The sequence below is a fragment of the Parashewanella spongiae genome (assembly GCF_004358345.1).
Lineage (GTDB): Bacteria > Pseudomonadota > Gammaproteobacteria > Enterobacterales > Shewanellaceae > Parashewanella > Parashewanella spongiae.
Genome location: NZ_CP037952.1, coordinates 1,630,538 through 1,657,171, shown reverse-complemented (window position 1 = coordinate 1,657,171; position 26,634 = coordinate 1,630,538). Strand labels below are relative to the sequence as shown.

The 26,634-nt window shown below is 38.8% G+C and carries 15 protein-coding genes and 1 pseudogene; 12 read left to right on the top strand and 4 right to left on the bottom strand.

All coding sequences use genetic code 11. The features are described 5' to 3' along the window. Nucleotides 1-293 precede the first annotated feature (293 nt). Nucleotides 294-2,705, top strand: a complete 2,412-nt coding sequence (locus E2I05_RS06425; protein WP_121853918.1) for a pentatricopeptide repeat-containing protein — start codon at nucleotides 294-296, stop codon at nucleotides 2,703-2,705. A gap of 57 nt (nucleotides 2,706-2,762) precedes the next feature. Here the strand turns inward: E2I05_RS06425 and E2I05_RS21975 are convergent, their stop codons facing one another. Further along, nucleotides 2,763-2,906, bottom strand: coding sequence for a hypothetical protein (locus E2I05_RS21975; RefSeq protein ID WP_165905507.1), 144 nt, complete (start codon nucleotides 2,904-2,906; stop codon nucleotides 2,763-2,765). A 495-nt stretch (nucleotides 2,907-3,401) separates the two neighbouring features. On the opposite strand from E2I05_RS21975, the gene E2I05_RS06420 reads away from it, so the two are divergent. The 9 genes and pseudogenes from E2I05_RS06420 (at nucleotide 3,402) to E2I05_RS06380 (ending at nucleotide 18,002) form a co-directional block, all read left to right on the top strand. Next, the gene (locus E2I05_RS06420) at nucleotides 3,402-3,812 is read left to right on the top strand and encodes an IS110 family transposase (RefSeq protein ID WP_133309516.1); all 411 of its coding nucleotides are present in this window, start codon (nucleotides 3,402-3,404) and stop codon (nucleotides 3,810-3,812) included. Nucleotides 3,813-4,686: 874 nt separating this feature from the next. Then, nucleotides 4,687-5,472, top strand: coding sequence for a protein kinase domain-containing protein (locus E2I05_RS06415; RefSeq protein ID WP_121853921.1), 786 nt, complete (start codon nucleotides 4,687-4,689; stop codon nucleotides 5,470-5,472). 516 nt (nucleotides 5,473-5,988) lie between these two features. Beyond that, nucleotides 5,989-9,753 (top strand): hypothetical protein, encoded by a 3,765-nt coding sequence (locus tag E2I05_RS06410; RefSeq protein ID WP_121853923.1) that lies wholly within the window; start codon nucleotides 5,989-5,991, stop codon nucleotides 9,751-9,753. Between the two features lie 823 nt (nucleotides 9,754-10,576). Then, the gene (locus tag E2I05_RS06405) at nucleotides 10,577-11,473 is read left to right on the top strand and encodes a hypothetical protein (protein ID WP_133309515.1); all 897 of its coding nucleotides are present in this window, start codon (nucleotides 10,577-10,579) and stop codon (nucleotides 11,471-11,473) included. A gap of 215 nt (nucleotides 11,474-11,688) precedes the next feature. Then, nucleotides 11,689-12,645, top strand: a complete 957-nt coding sequence (gene tal, locus E2I05_RS06400; protein WP_121853925.1) for a transaldolase — start codon at nucleotides 11,689-11,691, stop codon at nucleotides 12,643-12,645. Nucleotides 12,646-12,839: 194 nt separating this feature from the next. Next, complete coding sequence (pgi, locus tag E2I05_RS06395; protein WP_121853926.1) at nucleotides 12,840-14,477, top strand: glucose-6-phosphate isomerase; 1,638 nt, start codon at nucleotides 12,840-12,842, stop codon at nucleotides 14,475-14,477. A gap of 741 nt (nucleotides 14,478-15,218) precedes the next feature. Next, a complete protein-coding gene (locus E2I05_RS06390; protein ID WP_121853927.1) occupies nucleotides 15,219-15,404 on the top strand; it encodes a DUF3545 family protein in 186 nt (61 codons plus the stop codon). Nucleotides 15,405-15,518: 114 nt separating this feature from the next. Then, nucleotides 15,519-16,001, top strand: a pseudogene (locus E2I05_RS06385) (FKBP-type peptidyl-prolyl cis-trans isomerase); the annotation flags it as partial. Between the two features lie 738 nt (nucleotides 16,002-16,739). Next, a complete protein-coding gene (locus E2I05_RS06380; RefSeq protein WP_133309514.1) occupies nucleotides 16,740-18,002 on the top strand; it encodes an IS4 family transposase in 1,263 nt (420 codons plus the stop codon). A gap of 336 nt (nucleotides 18,003-18,338) precedes the next feature. On the opposite strand, the gene E2I05_RS06375 is transcribed toward E2I05_RS06380, so the two are convergent. Together E2I05_RS06375 and ltrA are read right to left on the bottom strand one after the other, a co-directional pair. Continuing rightward, nucleotides 18,339-19,474, bottom strand: a protein-coding gene (locus tag E2I05_RS06375) for an IS630 family transposase (RefSeq protein ID WP_133309486.1) whose coding sequence is annotated in 2 segments (ribosomal slippage) — nucleotides 18,339-19,051 and nucleotides 19,051-19,474 — 1,137 coding nt in all. Because the reading frame shifts where the segments join, the coding sequence is not laid out codon by codon here. Between the two features lie 504 nt (nucleotides 19,475-19,978). After that, nucleotides 19,979-21,259 (bottom strand): group II intron reverse transcriptase/maturase, encoded by a 1,281-nt coding sequence (gene ltrA / locus E2I05_RS06370; protein ID WP_133309513.1) that lies wholly within the window; start codon nucleotides 21,257-21,259, stop codon nucleotides 19,979-19,981. A 1,354-nt stretch (nucleotides 21,260-22,613) separates the two neighbouring features. Here ltrA and E2I05_RS06365 point away from each other — a divergent pair. Continuing rightward, the gene (locus tag E2I05_RS06365; RefSeq protein WP_121855115.1) at nucleotides 22,614-24,509 is read left to right on the top strand and encodes a hypothetical protein; all 1,896 of its coding nucleotides are present in this window, start codon (nucleotides 22,614-22,616) and stop codon (nucleotides 24,507-24,509) included. 248 nt (nucleotides 24,510-24,757) lie between these two features. Continuing rightward, nucleotides 24,758-25,579 (top strand): lipase family protein, encoded by an 822-nt coding sequence (locus E2I05_RS06360; RefSeq protein ID WP_121855116.1) that lies wholly within the window; start codon nucleotides 24,758-24,760, stop codon nucleotides 25,577-25,579. Here the strand turns inward: E2I05_RS06360 and E2I05_RS06355 are convergent. Then, nucleotides 25,569-26,447 carry a hypothetical protein gene (locus E2I05_RS06355; RefSeq protein ID WP_121855117.1) on the bottom strand — a complete coding sequence of 293 codons (879 nt, stop codon included), beginning with the start codon at nucleotides 26,445-26,447 and terminating at the stop codon, nucleotides 25,569-25,571. The genes E2I05_RS06360 and E2I05_RS06355 overlap by 11 nt on opposite strands. Between the last annotated feature and the right edge of the window lie 187 nt (nucleotides 26,448-26,634).

The window sequence follows — 26,634 nt, the reverse complement described above, 5'->3', positions numbered from 1 at the left end:
ATCAATAACTCCATTTCTTTTAACTTAATTGAAGCGAACGACAACATTCAACAAACGTAAAAATACATTAAATCCAAAAAATTTATAACTACAATAAGTTACACCGTTAAAACAACGATAGAACAACTAAATCCATGCACTGAATGCTTTCCCTCATAAACGTTAGCCATTACCCAAACTGAATAGAAACTAGGCTATGCTGAATGATCAAGATATAGATGAACAGTTATTTTTGTGTTTATTTTTTTATACGCTATGGTTTTGAACTATAGGTCACTTACACACTCAGTATTATGAATAGAGCTGATTACACGACAGCTGAACTATTGTCACCATACAATTTTTTGTCTAAAACACTCCAATATTTCCCAGAGCAGGCGGTATTATATCTCCACTCCGAAAGTTCAATCTTCGATGGGTATAAAATTTTAAAAGAGTATTATTGCAAGTTGGACGCCGCCGAAACAAAACAACTTCATCTTTTTTTTTGTGGAGGACAAACAAGTGCGAGTTCAAAATCCTGCGAACATCTTGAGCATAGAGAAACTGGAGTTCATGTTGACACATCCCTTTCCTTTATTGATAAGACCAAAAACATCATCCAGCAATTGAATTCTAATCAGGAAAGTGCAAAGTTCGTAGGCATTAGCTTAAGTTCATTGATTGAGACTTGTACTCAACTTTCAGACCTCATTGATATCATCCATACCGTAAAGAAAGACAAAATAGCACGAGCAACACAGTGGGATATAAGGCTTATTCATAAACTATTGCACAAAGTTGCTGTTTTTAATGATTTGGAATCATCAAAATTCGATAACATCTTTAACGACATAATATCTTTCACTGTAAGCACGCCTTATAGGGCTAAAACCTGCACATTACTCCTTAAGTTAATTGAATTAAATTTAAACTTCTCAAATGCAAAGTCATTAGTATTGGGTGAATTCCCCAATGATAGCTTAATGAAGCGATGGGGGATTGAGCCTAATGTAATAATTTACAATACCTTTATTACGGTATGTGGGAAAACTAATCATTTTGATACTGCTTGGCAACTAGTGCACGGCAACAAGCGGTTGATGGTGCCGGATTCGCCGCTGCAAGCCAATCAAGTCACCTGTTTGAATCTGCTCACTGCTTGCGCTAAAACTGGACATTTTGGAAAGGCCAAAGCATTAGTTCTGGGCGATGACTCCCCTGATGGCAGCTTAATGAAACAATGGGGGATAGAGCCTGATGTAAAAATTTTCAGCGCTTTTATTACAGTATGCGGTAAAACTAACCATTTTGATGCTGCTTGGCAACTGGTGTACGGTGAAAATCGATTGATGGCGCCTGACTCGCCGCTGCAAGCCAATCAAGTCACTTGCTTGAACCTGCTCAAGGCTTGCGCTGAAACTGGACATTTTGGAAAGGCCAAAGCATTGGTGCTGGGCAATCCCCCTTATGGCAGCTTAATGAAACAATGGGGGGTTAAACCTAATTTAAAAATTTACAATGCTTTTATTACGGTATGCGGTAAAACTAACCATTTTGTTGATGCTTGGCAACTGGTGCAGCAAATGATGGCACCCGGTTCGCTGCTGCAAGCCAATCAAATCACCTGTTTGAATCTGCTCACTGCTTGCGCTGAAACTGGATATTTCAATGAGGCTAAAACATTAGTGCTGGGCAACGCCTCTAATTGCAGTTTAATAAAACAATGGGGAATTGAGCCTGATGTAAAAATTTACGGTGCCTTTATTACAGTATGCGGTAAAACTAACCATTTTGATGTTGCTTGGCAATTGGTGCACGGCAAAAACCGATTGATGGCGCCTGATTTGCCGCTGCAAGCTGACATACTCACCTGCATGAATCTGATCAGCGCTTGTGTTGAAACTAGAAATATTGAAAAGGCCAATGCATTAGTGCTGGGCGATGACTCCCCTAATGGCAGCTTAATGAAACAATGGGGGATTGAACCTAATGAAAAGATTTTCAATGCCTTTATTACAGTATGCGGTAAAACAGATAATTTTGATATTGCTTGGCAACTGGTGCATGGTGTTAAGCGATTGATGGCGCCCGATTTGCCGCTGCAACCCGATCGAATTACCTGCCTGAATCTGCTCACTGCTTGCGCTGAAACTGGAAATTTTGAAAAGGCCAACACATTAATGCTGGGCAATTCCCCTGATGTGAGCTTAATGAAACAATGGGGGATTAAGCCTGATGAAGGGATTTTATGTGCTTTTATCAAGGTTTACACTAAAGTTGATAAATTTGAAGTAGGAAAAGTTATTGTAAAGAAAATAATGAAAGAATATGAGATAAGTGTTTCCCATAAAATGCATGCTCACCTTGCAATGTTTGATAAAACTAATTTTGCCAACACTATTGATAGTGATATAAAGAAAGGCGTATATCGAGAAAGTGTTGGATTAACAGATAATTGTCTAGACTTGCATATTAATGCGATTTTCGAAAAAGAAGAACATAATGCCCTTCTTCAAGGTGTTCCATTGGAGTTTGCTGAATTACTATTTAGTTACCACTATAAAGAAAAAAAGAACAAAGTCACAACCATTGCAACTGGGTATCATGGGGGAAATACTTTAAAACATGGAATGATAAAATTTCTTAAAGAGCAATTTGGATTGGAGTTTGTCGGGAAAGAAACTAATCCAGGGCAAATTGTATTGAATGACCCTATGAACTAAGAGGGCTTTTACATCTTCTTCGATATTAAACACGGGAACACTGAACTTCATGAACAATTAGGCTGCCACTGAGTAAGGATCTACGAAATCGATTGAACCAGTGCCTCTTTCATCTTGCTTTTTTATCGTTTTCCAGAGCTCAATTCCAGCGATTATGACTTTGGCTCCCGCTATTGATTTGTAGCCCAGCGCAGCCCGCATTTACTACCTCATCGCTCAGTGACCCTACTCAACACTATTGTTGAGATACTTGAACCTAAACGTTCATGATAGGCATAGATGTCATATGCGTTTACTTTGACTACTATTTTTCTATCACCCTACACCATGAAAATTCTTTCTGTTTTATTCTAACTATTAGCAGAGCTTAAATCGTGGTCGCATTTTTTTTAGTTTTCATAACTGAACCTAAACTGATCTGGATATGGTTGCTCGTACCCTCGGCTATTTCAGCTTTTACGCATTGAATGAACGGTAAAATGACCAGTTCTCGTTAGAGTTTTTGGCAATCCAATCTATCCACTAGGTTTTGCTACTCACTTTAATTCAGTGGAGTAGTATTTTATGGAACCTATTGTAAAAAGTTGTGCAGGATTAGATGTCCACAAGATGATGGTCATGGTCACTATCCGCTAGGAGACAGAGCAGGGAATTGAAGAAATCACTCAATCCTTTGGTACTTTAAAAAAAGAACGCTTGAAATTATGCCATTTTCTCAAGCAGCATCATATTGAGCTAGCTGTCATGGAAAGTACAGGTGTTTACTGGAAAAGCATCTACCTTTCACTTGTTACTACTGGCATAAAAACGCAGGTCGTTAATGCAAGACATGTCAAGAATGTTCCCGGTCGAAAGACAGATGTCATTGACAGTCAATGGCTCGCTTCACTTGGTCACTATGGACTCGTTCGGTCAAGTTTCGTTCCAGCGCCACAGCAGGAGCAACTCAGATTACTGACTCGCAGAAGAGACAAACAAAAAAAGGAATTGAGTAATGAGAAAAATCGATTACATAAAACCTTAGATGATGCTGGTATTCGTCTGGGCGGGTTTATTAGCGACATTAACGGGAAATCAGGGCAAATACTCGTGGGGTGCTCAGCCTAAATAATGTGAAGATATAAGAAGAGAGTTCCTTTATTTTAAAAAGTTAGGAACATGTAAAGGTTATATGTCCATTTAGTTCTTTATAAATGATGTTAGCTAAAATTTCAAATTCAAAAAAATGCCAGATTTTGCTGTTTTAACCTTAAAAATAAGGTTAAAACTAGATATTTTTACCGAAATGGCGACTAAGTGGTTATAAAGGTGAAAGCCATTTACAGGTATTTTTATTTGTTCGCTCACAGAAAATCAATAAGTTAAAAAACTAACATCAATTAGGCTGAACACCCAATTAAATGGGGGCTCAGCCTAAATAATGTGAAGATATAAGGAGAAAGTTCCGTTGTTTTAAAAAGTTAGGAACATGTAAAGGTAATATGTCCATTTAGTTCTTTCTAAATGATGTTAGCTAAAATTTCAAATTCAAAAAAATGCCAGATTTTGTTGTTTTAACCGAAATGGCGACTAAGTGGTTTTAAAGGTGAAAACCATTTACAGGTATTTTTACTTGTTCGCTTACAGAAAATCAATAAGTTAAAAAACTAACATCAATTAGGCTGGACACCCAATTAAATCATATCAGCTGGTTGACTCGTTTTTGGACGAAAGCGTGTTTCGGTTTCATTTCATAATCAACAGATTTCATTAGTTTAAGTATCTCTAAAATCAAATGATGTGTATCGAATTTTTTAAAGTTACTACTAGCCCTAAAAATACCACTTAGGGCTTGAAACAGAAATGCGCACAACGAAAGGTTATGGTAAACAGACATTTTTTAATTCTCATTATTAAAATAATGATTAACAGTGATTAATGATATATAAAATGGGTGTTGCTAAACTTATTTAACCTATTTATATTTAAAGTTTTAATAATCATGTCAGAAGCCATTAAAGGTATTGGTTGTTGCTTGCCTTATAGTAACAACCAAGAATCACCAAAATCAGAATATCAAAAATTACATAATGATATTATTTCGGCTTGTTATCCAATAGCCCCTATTGGGAGTGGCGCTTATTGCGATGTTTATGAAGTCAGTAAAGATGGGGAGCCGTTGGTTGTAAAGCTGCTAAAACCCCATAAAATTTCTCTACAATCAAAAAGAGTTGATAAACAACTTTATGATGACTGCATAAAAAAAATGAATAACGAATCACGTTTTCTTAAGATACTTTCTGGTCATAAAAATATTATTCAATTTGTTAGTGAAGAGGTTGACTCTAATGGTGATGTGGTATCTATAACTGAAAAAAAAGGGACTGACATAAGAAAATGGATGTGTAAACATTCTCCAGTAGAGCTTAAAGGTATGGCTATTTATATTAGAAGTCTTTTTGAAGGATTAGCTTATATACATAAAAACAATATAATACATAATAATTTTTATATTGATAACATGCTGTTAGGAAGCGATGGTAAGCTAAAAATATGCGATTTTGGGGACTCATGCGAATATATGCCTCACTTAGCCATCTTAAAAGAAAGAGATATAAAAAACTCTGGAAAAATAGTTGAATCTTTCACTAACTATTTATCCAAAGAAGAAAGAAAATATTTTGCAGACATTATTGATTTTACCGAAGGAAGTCCGACTCCTAGTGCGGAAGAATGCCTTGAAAGATTCCATTTGTTAAATTATATGAGTAAGAGCCATTTACCATAACGCCTTCTTGCATGCACTTCAGAAAGTAACTTCAGGTAAAATCACCGCTAACGTCACAAAAGAACATATTATCTCGACGAAAAATTGTTGAATTAAGTCAGTTAAAAATGGTGGTTTCACTACAACAGCACTTGAAGCAAATTTATAGCACGAACCACTATAAATGTTAATCTTTAGGTCTGCTTCTTCACAAAGCGTTCTCTCAAAAAAAGATGATTTTAAACGACTAACCATTAGAAATAATATTGCAATTGATGGCCTTGTGAAAAAAGGAATGGGGCAAAAATGCGCCAGCCGACCAAGTTGGCAAGGGAGGGGAAAAACCAATTTACACTCAATTTCATTATTCCTTGTTTGAGTCTTAGGTACAACAATGAGCTATGAAACGGCTCCCCTGTGCGGTGGATATTTTCTGTTATACATTTATAGAATGCCTTAAAGCTGAATATTTTTGTATTTATCTTTTCAGTGCGTTATTTCTTAGCTGGTTAATTCACTCACTTATTGAGTAATGTGATGGCGACAGCGCGCACTCCTGCTGAGCATGGATCAATATATAGATTCATGCTTAAAAGTCTCCAAGAATACCCTAGCGAAGCCGTATCCTATCTTAACTTTGAGGTTTCAAGGTTTGATGGTGATGAAAACTTACAACAGGGTTATCAAAGATTAAGCAAAATCGATAGACAAAATCTGTATGATTTTTTCAACAAAAAATCATCGTCGACTCGCTTTAACTCTCGTACACAAGATGCTCATTATTGTAAGAAGCCAAGTAATGTTCGCCAACGTTTTGTAACTGAGCTCGATTCTATTACTCCCAAATCGAGCACTCGATATACTAGGCAAATACAGCAACCACCTTCCTCTCCTGACTCCTTTTTTACTCAGACCAGTGCACTTATTCACTCTTGGATACTTAAACAGAAAAGCAAAAATCAACTGGGTATTGAGTTAAATGCATTAATTGGTGGTTGCACTAAACTTTCGCAGCTTATTGAAATCATTCACAGTCTAAAAAACGACAAACGGGTCATGGAAACATCATGGGACATAAGACTAATCCATAAATTGTTACACAAAGCGGCCGAGTTTTCTGACAGTCATTCATCTAATTTCAACGGCATTTTTAGTGACATAATACGATTTAAATCGTCCTATGAAGCGAAAACATGCATACTACTACTGAAATTAATTAAGTTAAATTTAAATTTTTCAGATGCCAAAATGTTGGTGCTAAGCAATGCAGCTAAAGCCAGCTTAATGCAACAATGGTGCGTTGAGCCTAATGCTGCCATTTACAATGCTTTTATAACGGTATGCGCTAAAACGGGCCAGTTTGATAGTGCTTGGCGACTGGTGTGTGGTGACAAGCCCGTGATGGCACATCATCTACCATTAAAGGTAGATTCAATCACCTGTCTGAATTTGCTGACGGCCTGCGCTGAATCGGGGCGTTATGCAGAAGCCAAATCATTGGTGTTGGGCGATGAAGATGGCGATACAGCTACAGCCAGCTTAATGCAGCAGTGGGACATCAAGCCTAGTGTTGCCATTTACAGCGCCTTTATCACGGTATGCGCTAAAACCGGCCAGTTTGATAGTGCTTGGCGACTGGTGTGTGGTGACAAGCCTGTGATGGCACTTCATTTGCCATTAAAAGCCAATCAAATCACCTGTATGAATTTGCTGGCTGCCTGCGCTGTAATGGAGCGTTTTACTGAAGCCAAATTATTGGTGTTGGGCGATACAGCTACAGCCAGCTTAATGCAGCAGTGGGGCATCAAGCCTGATGTTGCCATTTACAATGCCTTCATCACGGTATGCGCTAAAACGGGTCAGTTTGATAGTGCTTGGCAACTGGTGTGTGGCAATAAGCCCGTGATGGCACCTCATTTGTCATTAAAGGCCAATCAAATCACCTGCATGAATTTGCTGACGGCATGCGCTGAAACGGGGCGTTATGCAGAAGCCAAATCATTGGTGTTGGGCGATACAGCTACAGCCAGCTTAATGCAACTGTGGGGCATCAAGCCTAATACTGCCATTTACAGCACCTTTATTACGGTATGCGCTAAAACGGGCCAATTTGATAGTGCTTGGCAACTGGTGTGTGGTGACAAGCCCGTGATGTCACCTCATCTACCACTAAAGGCAGATTCAATCACCTGCATGGATTTGCTGGCTGCCTGCGCTGAAATGGAGCGTTATGCAGAAGCTAAGTCATTGGTGTTGGGTGATGGCGATACAGCTACATCCAGCTTAATGCAACAATGGGGCATCAAGCCTAATGTTGCCGTTTACAGCGCTTTTATCACAGTATGCGCTAGAACTGGCCAATTTGATAGTGCTTGGCAACTGGTGTGTGGTGATAAGCCCATGATGGCACCTCATTTGCTATTAAAAGCCAATCAAATCACCTGCACGAATTTGCTGACAGCCTGTGCTGAAACGGGGCGTTATGCAGAAGCCAAATCATTGGTGTTGGGCTATGACGATACAGCTAGCTTAATGCAACTGTGGGGTATCAAGCCTAACGTTGCCATTTACAGCGCCTTTATCACGGTATGCGCTAAAACGGGCCATTTTGATAGTGCTTGGCAACTGGTGTGTGGTGATAAGCCCGTGATGGCACCTCATTTGCCATTAAAAGCCAATCAAATTACCTGCCTGAATTTGCTGGCTGTCTGCGCTGAAACGGGGCGTTATGCAGAAGCCAAATCATTGGTGTTGGGCGATGGCGATACAGATACAGCCAGTTTAATGCAGCAATGGGGCATCAAGACCAATGTTGCCATTTACAATGCCTTTATCACGGTATGCTCTAAAACTGACCAGTTTGATAGTGCTTGGCAACTGGTGTGTGGATATAAGCCATTGATGGCACCTCATTTGTCATTAAAGGCCAATCAAATCACCTGTATTAATTTGCTAACGGCCTGCGCTGAAATGGAGCGTTTTAAAGAAGCCAAATCATTGGTGTTGGGCGATGGCGATACAGCTAGTTTAATGCAACTGTGGGGTATCAAGCCTATCGTTGCCATTTACAGCGCCTTTATCACGGTATGCGCTAAAACTGGCCAGTTTGATAGTGCTTGGCAACTGGTGTGTGGTGATAAGCCCGTGATGGCACCTCATTTGCCATTAAAAGCCGATATAATCATCTGCACGAATTTGCTGACGGCCTGCGCTGAAGCGGGCCGTTATGCCGAAGCCAAATCATTGGTGTTGGGCGATGACGATGGGAATACAACTACAGCCAGCTTAATACAACAATGGGGCATTAAGCCTGATGTTGCCATTTACAGTGCCTTTATCACGGTATGCGCTAAAACGGGTCAGTTTGATAGAGCTTGGCAACTGGTGTGTGGTGATAAGCCCGTGATGGCACCTCATCTACCACTAAAGGCAGATTCAATCACTTGCATGAATTTGCTGGCTGCCTGCGCTGAAGCGGGGCGTTATGAAGAAGCCAAGTCATTGGTGTTGGACGATACAGTTACAGAGAGTTTAATGCAACAATGGGGCATCAAGCCTAATGTTCCCATTTACAATGCCTTTATCACGGTATGCGCTAAAACGGGCCAGTTTGATAGTGCTTGGCAACTGGTGTGTGGTGACAAGCCCGTGATGGCACCTCATTTGTCATTAAAGGCCAGTCTAATCACCTGCATAAATTTGCTGACGGCCTGCGCTGAAATGGAACGTTATGCCGAAGCAAAATCATTGGTGTTGGGCGATGACGATACAGCTACAACCAGCTTAATACAACAATGGGGCATCAAACCTGATGTAGCCATTTACAATGCCTTTACTAAAGTATGTATCAAGGCAAAAGAATTTGACATTGGAATATGGTATTTAGAAAAAATTATGAACGAATGTAACATGAGTACCCCTTCACAAATACATGCTCAACTTGCGCCGCTTGAAAAAGATAATTTCGCAAGCTTGATTGATAAAGGGATAACACAAGGAATATATAAAAAAAATGTTGGCTTAATGAATCATTGTATCGATTTGCATATGGATAAAATCTTCGAAGAACATTCAGGCGATGGTACACATATTCGAGGTGTTCCATTAGCTTTCGCAAGACTATTATTTTGTTACCACAAAAAAAACAATGAACCCAAGATAACATCGATCATAACTGGATACCATGGCAATAAGACGTTAAAAAATGGAATGATAAGTTTTCTCAAAGATGAATTTGAACTTGAGTTTATCGAGGATAAATTCAACTCAGGAATGATAGTATTGAGCGAGTCTACCCATTAATACCAATTACAGTAATTAACTTCCCACTCAGCAAGAGCTAAAGGATTTCAGTACAAGGCGCAAGTTTGAAGTACTATATACCCTAACGGCCGCCATATAAAGCTGGCGTTCAACGCACTTCGTGCTTTTGTCGGGATAATTAAAAAAACTTGTAGCGTAGTAATGGAATCCTTTAACCTTGCCCTTCGGGAGCTTGTATGTGTCCAAATTACTACGCAAAACTGTCTCAACGTAGCAATGTAATAACGACAGTTTTGTATGTCGGTAATAACTATGTCTTCATCAATTTCACTTGTACTTTGAACACATGCATAGCTCTGAGCTGGGAATTTAATTACTGTAATTGGTATTAGGGTCTGTTGATCTTTCGTGATTGTTTTTGCAGCGATAAATTGGTTATTTTATGCAAGGCAGAGTTTGAGAGGTTTGGTTATTATCGACATACAAAACTGTCGTTACTTCGTTTCCAAGTAAGAAAACGATAACGCAGCACCTTTTATTTAGAAAGAGCGACCAATTTACGCTCTCTCTTTTTTCGATGCTTTTGAGCATTCACTGTTCTGTGTTGTGACCAGCTCACTTAGATGGCTAAGCATCACTGCTCACGCCTTGAACAGATAAATGCTCAAATAGCACAAAATTTAATCCTGAAAGATCAACAGACCCTAGACATTGTTTTACATAAAAATAAAATAAAATAAAATAAAAAAACAATCTTTCCTTCGTTTTCGACTTTAAACTAATCTTCATTTTAAAATATGTATAACCATTTGATTTTGTTAGTATCAACTAAACACAATCTCACGCTTAGAGCATCATGGAAATGAGAGTTACAACTTCCAATCTTACTAAAACTCCTAGTAGTGAAGCTTCTGCTCACGTTACTGACTTACAAAAGAAATGGACAGAAATTAGAGAGTGGTTCCCTACTGAATATCAAGAAACAGCACAAAAATGTTTCAGCACGTTTTTACATAGTGTTACCTCTACAGTAAAACGTTTCTACGCTTTTATTTCATTACTCGATAATGTAGGTATGTCTTTTAAAGCAAATTTTTCTACATCATTTCAGCAAGACGGTGAAAATAGATGTTGTAATTTGGATATCGTAAATCCGTCTACTAATTTTAAGGCTCACATATCCCTCACGCAAGGTAGTCTTGAACAAAAACTTGAGCAACTTGTTATTCAACATACGACCTCCGTTTCTGTTGAAGATGCACTATATAAGTACCGCAAGGATTGCGATCGAGATAGTTATCTTTTCAAATGGGGAAGCGAAACTATATGTTTTGAAAGTGGAGATAAAATACCAAAAGAATACAAGCTAGATACTGCAACTACAGTGTTTACAAATGATTTCCAAAAACGAATGTGTTATTACCTCGGTATGCAGGGTTTTATCGGAGACTTCTGTTATGTAATTGACTCTGAACCACAAGAAAGCTTCCATAAAGATCTTAATAGACAATACCGTTTCAATCTTCTCGATTCCGGAGTCATCTACTTTGAATTTGAACGCTATACAAAGCTAGACGAAAAGCGAGCTCTTGAAAACCCTGAACACCGCCAACCCAAATATCAAACTATTCAATATCATTCTGTTTTTTTGATCAGCCAAGACAACTTATATTGCCTTCATGCATCCATTACTAAAACCCCGATAAGCACTTCCCATGAACGACCGAAACCTACAGGCAGTCATTGCATAGTGATGTAAACGTCTTCTCTTACCTGACAACCACAATAAAATGAAATTAATATTACAAATAATTGAAATTTGGTATCAAATTAATCTTGAAATGGATATAAAAAGAAATATTAAAAGTAAATTAAAAACATTTTAGTAATTTTTTTAATTTTCGGTTGGAATCAGCATAAAAATCGCTTCTAATACTATCATTCGATTGCTGCTTTCCTTTTTGGATATTATTCATGACAAACACCTTAGAACAATTAAAGCAACTAACCACAGTAGTTGCTGACACTGGTGATATTGAAGCGATTAAACGCTATCACCCACAAGATGCCACTACAAATCCATCTCTTATTCTAAAAGCGTCTGAATTACCTCAGTATGTTAATTTAATCGATGATGCGATTCATTGGGCAAAATCTCAAAGTGACGATATTGAGCAGCAAATTGAAAACGCGGGCGATAAACTGGCCGTTAATATTGGTGTAGAAATTTTAAAGCACGTCCCAGGCCGTATGTCTACAGAAGTCGATGCACGACTTTCTTTTGATAAAACAGCGTCAATAGCTAAAGCTCACAAATTGATCAAACTATATCAAGACGCAGGTATCGATAAGTCACGAATTCTCATTAAGCTCGCATCTACGTGGGAAGGAATTTCTGCCGCAAAAGAACTAGAGCAAGAAGGCATTAACTGTAACTTAACCCTATTGTTTAGTTTTGCTCAAGCCAGAGCTTGTGCTGAAGCCTGTGTGTTTCTTATTTCTCCTTTTGTTGGTCGAATTTTAGATTGGTATAAGAAAAACGAAAATAAAGAATATTCAGCACAAGAAGATCCGGGTGTTGTTTCTGTATCTGAGATTTATAACTACTATAAAGAAAACGGATACAAAACGGTTGTGATGGGGGCAAGCTTCCGCAATACAGGTGAAATTCTAGAACTTGCAGGTTGTGATCGTTTAACCATTGGTCCTTCATTACTTGAAGAATTGGCGAATTCGACTGTGAAAGTAGAACGAAAACTGACCGCAACTTCAGCGAGTAAAAAACCTAGCAAGGCTTTAACCGAATCAGAGTTCCGCTGGGCATTCAATCAAAACCCAATGGCTGTTGATAAGTTGGCTGAAGGCATTCGTAATTTTGCTATTGACCAAAACAAGCTCGAAGTTATGTTACATAAGCAGCTATTGGTTTAACTTGTATACCCGTGATACTCAAAAATGTCTTACGGGTATTAAAAATCACCTCACATTGGTTAACGTCATAATTAGTTAACCAATTAATGTTACTGTCATTTATCTTGCTATAGAATATTAGCCTTCAAATATTTTTCATACCTTATTTTTCAATTTTAAAAACTGCACTACAATATTTTCAGGAGATCGGTTCCATGTCCCACCTCACAGACACTAAAAGTTGGCAAGCTCTCGCCAAACATCGCGATAACATTAAGCACATGCGTGAATTATTTGCAGAAGACAACCAACGTTTCGAGAAAATGTCGGTAAAAGGTTGCGGACTATTATTGGATTACTCTAAAAACCGTCTCGATGAAACAGCTTTGTCAAATTTATTTCAACTAGCAAACGAAACAAAGCTTACCGAAAAAATACAAGCAATGTTTGCTGGCAATGCGATAAATACTACCGAAAACCGTGCGGTGCTTCATACAGCCCTTAGAGCGTCTTCCGATACTGAAGTTATTGTAAACGGCCAAAATGTGATGCCTGAAATACAACAAACTTTGAAAAAAATGGAGCAGTTTGTTAATGATGTTCATAATGGCACATGGGTTGGTTACACAGGCAAAACCATTACTGATATAGTCAGTATTGGTATCGGTGGCTCATTTCTAGGTCCTAAAATTGTATCTCAAGCACTTCGTCCCTATTGGACGGGTCATATTAATTGCCATTTTGTTGCCAATGTTGACGGCACATCCATCGTTGAAAAGCTTAAGCCTCTAGATCCAGAAACGACGTTATTCGTCATGTCTTCAAAGTCATTCAGCACCCAAGAGACACTCACCAATACCCTTTCAGCTAGAAATTGGTTACTTAAAAGTGGCGCCGATAAAGCTGCCGTTGCAAAACATTTTGTCGCCATTACCTCAAACGTTGCTAAAGCAACAGAATTTGGAATTGAAGAAAAAAACACATTTCCGATGTGGAATTGGGTTGGTGGCCGTTACTCCCTTTGGTCAGCCATTGGCTTGCCGATTGTGCTTCTTACGGGATTTGAAACATTTAAAACATTACTTAATGGTGCAGCAGAAATGGATGAGCATTTTGCAACGCAACCATTAGAGCAAAATATGCCTGTCCTGATGGGATTGATTTCACTCTGGTACAGCAATTTTTACGGCAGTGAATCGCAAGTAATACTCACTTATGATCACTATCTGCGTGGCCTTCCTGCTTATATTCAACAGTTAGATATGGAAAGTAATGGTAAATCCGTGGATTTAGCAGGCAACTCGCTAGATTATAATACTGGCCCTGTTATATGGGGTGGTGAAGGTACAAATGGTCAACATGCTTACCATCAACTTATTCACCAAGGCACAGCCCTGATCCCTGCGGACTTTATTTTCCCATTAACTAGCCATAATCCGCTTGGTAATCATCATATCCAACTCGCATCAAACTGTTTTGGCCAAACTCAAGCTCTGATGCAAGGTAGAACGTTTGAAGAAGCCAAAGCAGAACTCTCAAACAGCAATTTATCGGAAGAACAAAAAAATATCATTGCAAAACATAAGGTGATGCCTGGTAATCGTCCGAGTAATACCATACTCATGGACAAGCTCACACCAAAAACTCTTGGTGCTCTCATTGCTCTGTATGAGCATCGAACTTTTGTTCAAGGTGCGGTGTGGGACATTAACTCATTTGATCAATGGGGAGTCGAACTGGGCAAGGTGTTAGGCGTGGATGTTTTAAATCGTCTTGGCAGTGACAAGTCATGTTCAGAGCTCGATAGTTCAAGTAATTCGCTTATTAACCTGTTTAAAAAAGGTTCATTATAATCTAGGGCGTACCCGTAATCATAGAAACATCAGTTGATTGCGTTATCAAGCGTAGAAAAAATGGCTGATAGTAAGGCGTAGCTTGCAGCAAGTAGTTATTCTACTTGCAAAAGTTACAACGCAGATAGCAGTCATTTTAGCAAGCTTGTGAGCGTAGAGCACTTCACTCATTGGGTGAAAGCCATTCATCTTATTGCTCAAACAGTTACTCATATACTCAGCGTTCAACTGATGTTTACCGTGAAAATAGCCGCTAACACCTATTCCCAAGCCTGTTAGTGAAAGCATAAAAGCTAAAAATCACTTCGCCTTTAGCTTTAGGTTGGAAATAATCTTCAAATCTCAGCGAATACAATTTTCATGGTGTAGGGTGATAGAAAAATAGTAGTCAAAGTAAACGCATATGACATCTATGCCTATCATGAACTTTTAGGTTAATAATGGCCATATTTACTGATGGCCATCCTTTTGTCTTTATGAATATTTTATGACTCTGTTCTCCCAACCGAACAATTTATCAAGCTGTAAAAAAATAAAAAAAGAGTCTTAAACTATTTTTATATTTAAAGTCAGTTAACTAAGCTAACTTTCCACATAATCATTGAGTTTTAATACGATTTCATTGTTATTCTATAGTCGAAATAAACCATTAACTCATCACAAATTTGAAACAAATTTATTGCATTGTGTTTCTAACTTATGATATTTAATAACTGTTCGCTAAAACAACAGGAGGTTGCGATGGGACAATTGGATTTTGCTAGTGCACTCGATAATGTAGTAGAACGCCCTACACGGACAAAAAGCTCACCTAAAAAACGTAAATGGCGTGAAATAGAAACACTAAAAGATAAACATAGCCTGTTAAAAGAACTAAAAGAAATCGATAACAGTTTTAACTTAGACTTTAATGATGTACTTGCCTAAATAACCTAAGAGCGCCAATTGGCGCTCTTTTTGTGTCTTGCCCCAGTAAACACTTATTTTAAACTCGCAACCTGATAGGTTATCATTGCGCGAAATTTTTTTTCTGGAGTAATAATGAAAATCGCTCAACACTCTGCTGTAACTGTACACTATCGTTTAACTGACGCTGACGGCCAATTGATTGAAGACTCATTCGATGCCGAGCCAATGTTATATTTGCACGGTGCGAATAATATGATCCCAGGACTTGAAGCCGCATTAGAAGGCAAAATAGTTGGGGACAAAATTGATGTAACCATCGCTGCTAAGGACGGCTATGGAGAGATTGTTGAAGAGCTTAGACAAGAAGTCCCGTTAGACGCTTTTGGTGACATTGAAGACATCGCCCCAGGTATGCGCTTTATGGCTGAAACAGATAATGGTGAAATCCCTGTTCAAATTACAGAAGTAAAAGACGACACCGTTATTGTTGACGGCAACCACCCTCTTTCAGGTAAAGACTTAAGTTTCCACGTTGAAGTAATCGAAGTTCGCACTGCAACTGAAAACGAAATTGATCATGGTCATATCCATGCAGCTGGTTCAGACTGCGAGCATTAGCCGCAGATCATGCCGACATCACTCAGTTAATCATTTTTCTGAGTGATGTATTTAAAATCTTAAGTTTCGGAGTTCATACCCAATAATAAAGTGAGCGTATTTTACTGATATATAAAGAAAAGATGAGAGTTAGCTTGTTATAACCTTGTTGCTTAGACAAAAACTAAAACACACCAACTCTCAGTCAAATATTGACATGAAATCACTTTCGCTTCCATCACTTACTTCTAATTTTTTACAGCGTTCAGGCATTCAAATTGATAATTCGTTCAGCACATCATGGAAACAGCTTGGTTTTATTTCAATGTTGACATTTTGTGGCTTCAGTAAACGTTCGGGTATTGAACCTGAAATCATCAGTTGAACGCTGAGTATATGAGTAACTGTTTGAGCAATATGATGATTTTATCATCATGGCTTTCACCCAATGAGTGAAGTGCTCTACGCTCACAAGCTTGCTAAAATGACTGCTATCTGCGTTGTAACTTTTGCAAGCAGAATAACTACTTGCTGCAAGCTACGCCTTACTATCAGCCATTTGTTCTACGCTTGAGAAAGCAGTCAACTGATGTTTCTAGGTTGAAGCAACCGAAGTCGTTTACTTACTAATGCTTTGGGTTTGGTTGAAAGTTGACACCATATCTAAGTACCTAGTCAAATGCTTTTTTCTCAAGAAGTCGCTAATGACAGGCGTTTTAATAAGGAAAATATTCGATTACATTTGACTGGGTACTTATGTTTGCTAAAGAGTCACTACTCAGCTTTTCTTCTGCTAAGAAAGATGTGCTTTATGATTTACTCAACCGAGAAGACTTGAATTGGAGAAAACTGCAACTTTACACCGCTAAAAAACTCATAAAACAGGAAGGCAAGAGTAAAGTCAGAGCTTTTGTTGTCGATGATTCAGTAAAGCAACGTCGTGGTAAGAAAATGCCCGGCGTATCCAGTCACTTCGACCATTTGACAGGGCGTTGTGTTATGGGACAGCAAGTACTGAGTTTTGGCTACGCTTCTGATAGTCAATTTGTCCCACTGGATAATGAACTCTTCATCAGTCAAACCAAAGCACAACCTCTAACCCGTAAATTTAAAGATGAGCGCTCAATAGTCGCTAAACGTTACAAGCAATCTGTGGCTCAAACTAAGCCTGCTATGGTTGCAGGTATGGTTAAACGTGCGCTGGGAGTAGGTATTGAAGCTGATTATTTTCTTGCAGACTCTTGGTTTGCCACCAAGCCTATTATCAGCATGACGCTTGAGCATGATTTGACGGCTATTCTCCGAATGAAAAAAAACAAAATGAAGTACCGCTTAGCGGATAAATCAGAGTGCAGTGCCGCCGAACTATTCAAAACTCAAGTAAAAGGCCGATGGCAAAAACTAGCAGGGTTGCCTTATCAAACAAAGTCCATTGTCGTTGAGTTGAATCTAGCAGAAACGGCAAAGCTTGAGCCGAATTGGATTAAGGTTAAACTCGTCTTTTGTCGAGGTGTTAATCCTGATAAGAAAAAAGCAGGTAAACACGATTGGGCATTATTTTTAAGTACGGACGCTTCGCTAAGCGATGAAAAAATTCTTGAGATTTACGCTTTGCGTTGGGGAATTGAAGTGTACTTCAAGGAAGCCAAACAACATCTTGGTTTTTTGAGTGAGCAAAGTCGTCATTACAGTGCTTATATTGCTTCAATTCATCTAACAGGGTTGAGGTTTTGCTTGCTTCTGCATGCGAAGCAAAATGATGAAAACAGCAAAGTCTGTGACTCAAGGAACCTACTTTGCGACAGTCTACAAAATTTAGATTTTGCTTGTAAATTATGGGGCTTATTTAAGGCTTTGATCAGCGATGCAGTTTCTAGTATTTCTTCGTTATCAACAACAGAAAGCGAAATCATACTGAATAAAATCAACGAAGAAGTGACCTCGTTTTTTAATCAAGTTATGCAAATGGATACTTTTACATTACGCCAAGAGGCTATTTCTACTGAAAAGTACTCATGATTTTAGCTAAAAATGAACTCCGAAACTTGAGTTAAAATAAATACTCTTCATCTTATTTATTCTGGTAACCCTAGTAGTCCATTCATATGAATTCTACAGTTAAAGCTGTTCTGGTAAACCATAGTCATAGGAGAGCTAAGAATCATATATCGATATTTATTGTTTTAAACTCTTACTTAACTTTTGTTCACAATCAATTGACAAATAAGTGATATCTGAACAAAACACCTCCTCCCACCCCTTGGCAAGTCAGTAGGATTCTAGCTTTTCATGCTTTGATTAACGAATGTGTAACTGGATTTCGTTAATCAGTGAACTTCTGTTAAAAGGCTCACTTTACTCTGGGAGTACGGGGTAAAGTTTCTTTAATTTTATACGTGCCTCCTCAGTCGTGAACTGCCAGTTCATCTTAGCCTTGGACTCATTACGCTCGGTAACCCAGGCTTCGACTTCAGTATTTAGTGTTTCCTGATCGGGTATTCTTCGGTTTAAGCATTGCCTGCTCAAGATACTTAATTCAATTTCAGCCATATCCAACCAACTTCCGTGCTTTGGCGTGTAATGAAATTCTATTTTATTGATCAACCTACGAGCTTCTTCTGGTTCGAAGGCCTTATAAAATGAAGCCGGTGTATGAGTATTCAAGTTATCCTCAACTAATACAATTGTCTCAGCGTCCTTATAACGCCCGTCTACTAAGGCTTTTACTTGATGAGCCCAATCAATGGCCGTTCTGTGTTCAGTGACTTCAACATGTCGCCAGCCCGCTAAAGGCTCAAATATCATGAACAGGTTGCTGACACCGTTACGCTCATACTCTGTATCGTATCGCTCTGGATAACCTGAAACTAAGGGTAACGGATTGCGAACTTCTTTAACTTGTTGTTTGCTGGTTTCATCAAGGCATACTAAAGGACGCTTAGGATTGTAAGGAAGTTTATAGAGTTCTAATATATCTTCCATAGCACTCACGAAAGCAGCGTTTTCCTCTTTAGGTATACACCACTCTTCTTTAAGCCATGGTTTAAGTTCGTTTTTTTTAAAGCATAATGAACAGAAGTTCTTGATATGTTATCGATATATTTGAGTTCAATCATCTTGTCTCTAAGAAGATTTAATGTCCAACGGCAACGTCCTTCAGGAGGCGTAGAGCAGGCCAGTGCAATTAGGTGGGCTTCGGCTTCGCCATCCATTATGCGTCTGCGGCCTTGATGGCTGTGTTTGCTATTCACAGCGACTTCTAATCCTTCTTCGACAAAACGCTTTCTAAGGCTCGTTACTGCAAGTGGTGAGATGTTTAGTGCTTTAGCAATCTGTTGATTGGTCAGTGGCGAATTATTCTCATCAATAGCAAGTAAAATTTGGGCGTGTCGTTTCTTATGTTGAGCAACACGTGGTTTCTTCTGCTTTATCAAAGCCTCAAGCATTGAACGTTCTTCATTACTCAAACGAACGTGGTATTTAACCCTCATAACAACTCCAGTGTTTCTTGTGTTCAGGAGTTGTTAGGATATAACCATTCGGTCATTATTTGTTCTTGAATGGACTACTAGGGGTCTGTTGATCTTTCGTGATTGTTTTTGCAGCGATAAATTGGTTATTTTATGCAAGGCAGAGTTTGTGAGGTTTGGTTATTATCGACATACAAAACTGTCGTTACTTCGTTTCCAAATAAGAAAACGATAACGCAGCACCTTTGATTTAGAAAGAGCGACCAATTTACGCTCTCTCTTTTTTCGATGCTTTTGAGCATTCACTGTTCTGTGTTGTGACCAGCTCACTTAGGGACACTGCGGAAGAAAGTATACCGATGAATCCTCGTCACTCCAGCGCAGGCTGGAGTCTAGTGCCTTTAAGTAGAGTAGGCTACTGGCTTCGCTATCGCTTATCCAGCAGCCCCTCTTCGATTCCGTGCATGAGGTTTTCCCTCACACGGCTCTGTTGTTACACTTCTCTCAGCTCCTTCACTTTGCTTATCATCTTGTCGTGGGTAAATACTCAAGCCCAGCTTGGCGTAATTTTTCGTAAGCACCTCGTGATAGATACTTGCTTCGACGTTGACTTAAGCGACGATGCCAGCGATAGAACCGGTTTACTACAAATCCATTTATTCTGAAAAATACACCTCTGGGATAACCTATCCCACCAAAATAGTGTTTCCATCCCCTCAGAACTTGATTAACCTTATTTATCAGTACGCCAAGTGTATTTGAGGTTCGGTGTTTCACTATGTCTCTGATTTTATTTTTCAGCTTTGTTTGGCTCTTCTTAGACGCCTGTATCTTAATGTAACTGGTGCCTTTGATGAGGCCTGTGATCCGTTGAAAGTTAAAACCGAGGAAATCAAACTCATTCATCAGCTTTCCCATATCCACACAGTGGGTTTTACTTTGATTTAGCTTCAGACCTTCATCACTTAATTGCTGTGTTATCCAGTCCAGTTGCTCTTGTGTGTAGGTTTGCTTATGGAGTACAACAAAATCATCTGCATAGGTAACAATTTTACACAGTGTTTTTTCGTGTATTTTCAAACAGAAATCGTTGAGATAGATGTTAGCCAGTAATGGAGAGATAACTCCGCCTTGTGGAGTGCCACATCGGCTTGCTTCTATTCGCCATTTTCTGTTGACCGTCTCTACGCTGATGGGCGCTTTGATAAAGCTTTTCAGCAAACTCAGAAAGCTGCTGTCGCTTATTCGCCTTTCTATTTTTGCCATCAACTTAGCGTGCGGGATGGTATCGAAATAGGCACTCAAGTCAGCATCGAGTACGTGCTGATAGCCTTGTTTTAGGCTCATTTCAATGACTTTTACCGCTTGCTGGGCGCTTCGACATGGACGATAACCATAACTGTGTTCATGTAAATGAGGTTCGTAGACGGGTTGCATCACTATTGTCATCGCCATTTGCACAATTCTGTCACTGATTATCGGGATCCCAAGTTTCCGCGTTTTGCCGTTGTCTTTGAGTATTTCTACTCGTTTGACTGGGCTAGGTCGATAGTTTTTCTGTTGTAATTGAGTTTGAATTTCTTTTAACAGCGCAACGACTTTCTTTTGCTGCTCTAGATAACTGAATGTGATGCCATCAATTCCTGCTCCGCCTTTATTGGCTTTGCATCGTCGATAGGCTTCTTCGAGTATATCTAGGCGACTGAGTTTATCGTACAAGCTGTAAAATCGAAGCTCCGAGTTAAGCTTTGAGCGTAAGTAAAGTTTTCGCTGTAATATTCTGATATTTACTGGAGTGTTAGCCATATGGCAATTTCACCTCAAAAGTTACGTTAAAAACGGGTGTAACACTGAGCCCCTTCCCTGATGTGAAGTTATGTTGTCTTCACGGTTAACGGTACTATGGGCTCATCCGACTGCCTGAGCGCCCTATCTGAAATTTCGGTTTACCTTATATTCGGATAGTGCAAGTCACTACCTTCCAACACTCAGGCTCTCCCACGTTCACTTTATTTCCTTCAATACATGCCACTTCATATTACGCCGGAAGATCAAACAGATGCATTTACCAGTTGCTTCTCTATTTGTGTCAGGGTTCGTCAACTAGGAAAGACTCCCCATCTTCATTTTTTGATTTATGACGCTTAACTGAATTCGCTTGATGCTGCGGTCTACATTGCATCTCAACCTTTATTCAAGGCCTTTGTCACAGGGCTTCATGTCATAGCGGTTACCCATTATGCATGCCCGTCAGATTTCGGGATGAACTGGTAATTATCCCGTCAGGTACGTTTCAACCTGATGGACTTATTATAAATAATAACGTTGCTGTCTCTGGTTTATGGCCATGTAATCGCTTGGCTGCGTATACGTTGAGACAAATCCCACAACAGAATAAAGCGCTTCGTGGCGCTCCCTAGAAACATCAGTTGACTGCGTTCTCAAGCGTAGAAAAAATGGCTGATAGTAAGGCGTAGCTTGCAGCAAGTAGTTATTCTACTTGCAAAAGTTACAACGCAGATAGCAGTCATTTTAGCAAGCTTGTGAGCGTAGAGCATTTCACTCATTGGATGAAAAACATGATAATAAAATCATTGTATTGCTCAAACAGTTACTCGTATACTCAGCGTTCAACTGATGTTTTTAGGTTGAACACATACATAGCTCTGAGCTGGGTATTTAATTACTATAATTGGTATAACCAGCCTCCGGGCAGATAAACCAATACATTCAAGCCGTCTGAAAAAACAAAAAATCGAACCAAGATTATTAGGGTCTGTTGATCTTTCGTGATTGTTTTTGCAGCGATAAATTGGTTATTTTATGCAAGGCGGAGTTTGTGAGGTTTGGTTATTATCGACATACAAAACTGTCGTTACTTCGTTTCCAAATAAGAAAACGATAACGCAGCACCTTTTATTTAGAAAGAGCGACCAATTTACGCTCTCTCTTTTTTCGATGCTTTTGAGCATTCACTGTTCTGTGTTGTGACCAGCTCACTTAGATGGCTAAGCATCACTGCTCACGCCTTGAACAGATAAATGCTCAAATAGCACAAAATTTAATCCTAAAAGATCAACAGACCCTAGGGTATGATGCAGCACTACCCATTTAAAATCATCATGATATGATAAAAAAAATGAGTTAACGGAGTAGCTTCATGTCATTTGATTATGGTTCGATAAATTTAGGTCTCAAAAATCCTTTTAAATTTCAAGGTTGGGTGACTGCCGCACATGGCACCATCGAAACTTGTTTAGGTATATTTTTATTATTTTCCGCCGCACAAACTGTCAAACTAGATCTTGGTATTAGTTGGATTTTGGTCGGCTTCGGCATACTTTTACTAAGCCGTGGTCTTTACTTTTTAGGCTCAGGGATTTACGCCACAATGCGTTATTTTGTTGGTCGTAACCACCCTACTTCTTTGGCTAAAAACCATAGTCCATCACAGGGATTAACCTCAGATGAAGAAAAAAAATATGTAGGCTATAAAAGCCAAGAGTTAGAAGAGATGTTACTCGGGCGGAAAAACTCTACTTTTGTCGAGCCAAATGGTTTTCTCGCAAGGTTATTGCACACTCTGTTGCCTAAATTACTCTTTATGCCATATCCAATACGCAACATGGCGCAAACCATTTTTGGCGCTTGGGTAAAAACCTGTATTTCAATGGTTGCTTATGCTCTGACGGCTTTTGTTTGTTTAACAGGTTTGGCTGGTCAGTCAGGTGAGTTGATTTTCCCTTTTTATTCGCTCCTTATTACTCTCTATTTGATTTTTATATGGAAGAAGGCTGCAAACCCCATTAATCGGATAGCGGAACAACATATATCGACTTTAGGCGTTAAAGATATTATTCATGTCATAGCGGTTTCACTCGTATCTCCCGCTCTCATTGGTGTCGGTATTAATTACTTTGCGAGTTCGAGTAACATTACAACTGCGAAAAACTGGTTACTTGCTGCCCCTGAGGCTTTCACTAGTAGTTACATATTTGTTATTTGCATCTTTGCTGCTGCCGTTACAGCAGTCACAACATTTCTTTTACGAGCGCGCCTACTAAAAGTTGATCCAATTGCTGAAGTATCAGAGTTACGTGAGAATTGGCAAGAGTCTGTTCATCCCGATGAAATTTTCATTAATCTCGATAACTTAGTAATGGCAAACCGTCGTTATAAGGAAGTTCCAAATCGCATCTACCAAGCTTTAGACCCTAAGCTGACTGAACAAGTGAAAGGAAAAGGAACATTCAGCGGTAAGATGATGCAAGAAGTCCAACCTAAGGTGAGACCATTACAACTTGGCGCAACGTTTGAAAAATTCAGAGTCGCGTCTTTAATTATTGGTGCTTGTTTATTTACTCTAGTCTCTATCGCTATTTTGTTTTTAACTTACGCTAGTATTGATCTCTATAGTTATGCAACAAATCTTGCGCCATTTAACCTTGCTCAACTCACTGAACCAGCAAAACTTTCAGCGCTATCGCCTTATATATCGAGTATTTGGCACTGGGGTCTCATTGCATTTATTGTCACTATTTTTGCTCGTATGTTTAAAAATTCAGCTCATTTGTTTTATGCTGAAATCCAATTTGAGTCCACATTGATCTACTTCAAATGTGAAGGGACTTTTACTGAGTCACAAATATCAACCGGTACTGGCATACATGACAGCACACGCTCAGAAAACACTTTGGTACGTAGCTCAATTACGCCTTGGATCATTGTTACTAAAATCATTTCGACGACCTATGCCGCCACTGGCATGAAAAACCTCGAACATCCGAGGCATATATTAGAAATACACAAAGATGATGCAGAACTAATGGCAATCAAAAACGATTTAATTTCATTCTTGAGAGATCGAGAATCGATTGCTGCAATAACAAGTGAGCGAGATTTAGGAAACGCGTCACAGATACATGCCCTAAATGAACAAACTCGTGCAATTCCAACTCAGCCAAATAGTAAAGTGGACGAGGCCGCTGGCTATTTGCAACAACAAAATAAGCTAAAAGAGTTTGAGCACCAACAAGAACCTGAGTCACAGTCATAAAATGAAAAAACCAACTGAATCAGCTGGATATAGTTTTGCATTATCATTGATAAGTGAGCGTAAAGCACTTCACTCATTGGGTGAAAGCCATGATGATATAATCATCTTATTGCTCAAACAGTTATTCGTATACTCAGCGTTCAACTTATGTTTTTAGGTTAAATGCCACTGACATAATTTGACCTAAATCGACAGATAGTGATTTCAACATTTTTCTATATTGAAATGAAAAACGACAAGGAACATGGATGACGTCTTTAGCTATTTCTCCACTTAAAACCTCACTTGATGCTGGTAATGCTTATTGGATGGCATTACTTGCTCAAGCTGTGTATACCAGTAAGTCTGATGACAACCCAATCCCAGACGAAGTTGAAATTCTTGTACAATTGCAAGCCCACGATCCAAACTTTGAAGCTGTGTATGGGTTTAACAAAAACAATGCCCAGGCCATTTTAGTTGTGCATGAATATTACCTTTGCATGTCTTTTCGCGGATCAGATGAAAAAACAGACTGGCTCAGCAATCTTAATATATTTCACAAAAAAGTACTTTTTGGCGAGTTTCACAAAGGGTTTTGGAACACTTTTAATGATATTTGGAAGCCTTTAGAACAAAAATACTTGCAGCTCAAAAAAAGTAAACCTCGACCACTTTTTCTTACTGGGCACAGTTTAGGTGGCGCTATGGCCACCATTGCAGCAGCAAAATTCATACATACAGACTCACCTTTCACTAGCGTATATACTTTTGGGCAGCCGCGAGCAATGACACGTAATACATCAAGGATTTTTAATGATGAATGCAAAACGCGGTTTTTTCGGTTCCATAATAATAATGACATAGTTACCCGTATCCCGACACGTTCAATGGGTTATAGCCATGTTGGAACATACTTATACATTTCACAAGAACAAGAAATTCATCAAGAGCTTGGTTTTTGGATGCGATTTCTAGATGCCTTAGACGGTATTTTATCTGCGATTAAAGAATCTGGTATCGATGCTTTTGAAGATCATAAGATGAACAGTTACTTTGAAGCAATATCGATCTGGAACTTCAAGGAGTGATCCCTTGTTGACACAATTTTTTTTCAGCGTTCACCATAACTCGATATTTATTGATAATAGTGAGTAATTCACTTTTGTGTTGTTTTGCGGTCAAAGTACCATTTATAGCCTTATGTAGATAAGAAAGCACTTCTTTCAAGCAATTGGCTATGGTGCAGTATTCCAATCGACTTATTACTGAAAAAAGGGAATGAGATAACTCGGTATAACAGCCATTTTTTTGTTCCCATGATAGTTGCTCAAAAATTTGCAAACTTACAGTTTCACTATGTGCTTCCCTATTAAGCGAATGGGTTTCATCAATATGGGCTAACAAGATGAGTAATGTTTGGCCTAAGTTTTCAATCCAATCAACGACTGAATCAAGTACTTTTTCATACGAAAAACATGAAATAGTTATAGCATATAAACGGCATGAGAGAACATTTTTCGTCTCAACAAACTGATCTACAATTTGAAGTGAAACTATTTCAAGTACCAATGGCACGCCACTTTTACTATTAAACACACCCACGACTTCACCTTTTTCTGCATGCTCAGAAAGGAAAGTTATCAATTGCTCAAAATACGGCTTATCTTCGACTGACTTATTTGAAGATACATATAATTTGTCTCCAACTCTATAGATTGACAAGTGCCTATAAAAATCATTTATTTTTCTATCCAATGTACAACCTAGCAGCTGGAGTGTTCGCCTTTTTTCTTCAACGCTACATTCCTTTTTTGTACCTGAGCTTGAATCTGAGTCAACAGATATGCAACTAACGCCTACTTCCCCTTTTAAATTTGTTGTATTTTTCTCATCAGCATTTAGACAGTCAGGGACTTGCCCTGATATATATAGCATTGGGGCATAAGGCAGCATCATTCATAACTCTTTTGGAATTTGGCGCAATGTTATCAACCTGATAAATGACTAACTAGTTAATTGTCGTTAATCGCTTGTGTTTTTGAGTTTAATATATTCACTTCTCGTTTGATCCGTATCGGAATGGTATTCATACCAATTATTTAATCATTCAGTTTACTCACTTGAAATTAATTTTTAAAATCTC

Bases quoted from the DNA above. Each gene is read 5' to 3' on its own strand.
- E2I05_RS06425 (WP_121853918.1), top strand. From the start codon at position 294: ATGAATAGAGCTGATTACACGACAGCTGAACTATTGTCACCATACAAT.
- E2I05_RS21975 (WP_165905507.1), bottom strand. From the start codon at position 2,906: ATGCGGGCTGCGCTGGGCTACAAATCAATAGCGGGAGCCAAAGTCATA.
- E2I05_RS06415 (WP_121853921.1), top strand. From the start codon at position 4,687: ATGTCAGAAGCCATTAAAGGTATTGGTTGTTGCTTGCCTTATAGTAAC.
- E2I05_RS06410 (WP_121853923.1), top strand. From the start codon at position 5,989: ATGGCGACAGCGCGCACTCCTGCTGAGCATGGATCAATATATAGATTC.
- E2I05_RS06405 (WP_133309515.1), top strand. From the start codon at position 10,577: ATGAGAGTTACAACTTCCAATCTTACTAAAACTCCTAGTAGTGAAGCT.
- tal (WP_121853925.1), top strand. From the start codon at position 11,689: ATGACAAACACCTTAGAACAATTAAAGCAACTAACCACAGTAGTTGCT.
- pgi (WP_121853926.1), top strand. From the start codon at position 12,840: ATGTCCCACCTCACAGACACTAAAAGTTGGCAAGCTCTCGCCAAACAT.
- E2I05_RS06390 (WP_121853927.1), top strand. From the start codon at position 15,219: ATGGGACAATTGGATTTTGCTAGTGCACTCGATAATGTAGTAGAACGC.
- E2I05_RS06380 (WP_133309514.1), top strand. From the start codon at position 16,740: ATGTTTGCTAAAGAGTCACTACTCAGCTTTTCTTCTGCTAAGAAAGAT.
- ltrA (WP_133309513.1), bottom strand. From the start codon at position 21,259: ATGGCTAACACTCCAGTAAATATCAGAATATTACAGCGAAAACTTTAC.
- E2I05_RS06365 (WP_121855115.1), top strand. From the start codon at position 22,614: ATGTCATTTGATTATGGTTCGATAAATTTAGGTCTCAAAAATCCTTTT.
- E2I05_RS06360 (WP_121855116.1), top strand. From the start codon at position 24,758: ATGACGTCTTTAGCTATTTCTCCACTTAAAACCTCACTTGATGCTGGT.
- E2I05_RS06355 (WP_121855117.1), bottom strand. From the start codon at position 26,447: ATGATGCTGCCTTATGCCCCAATGCTATATATATCAGGGCAAGTCCCT.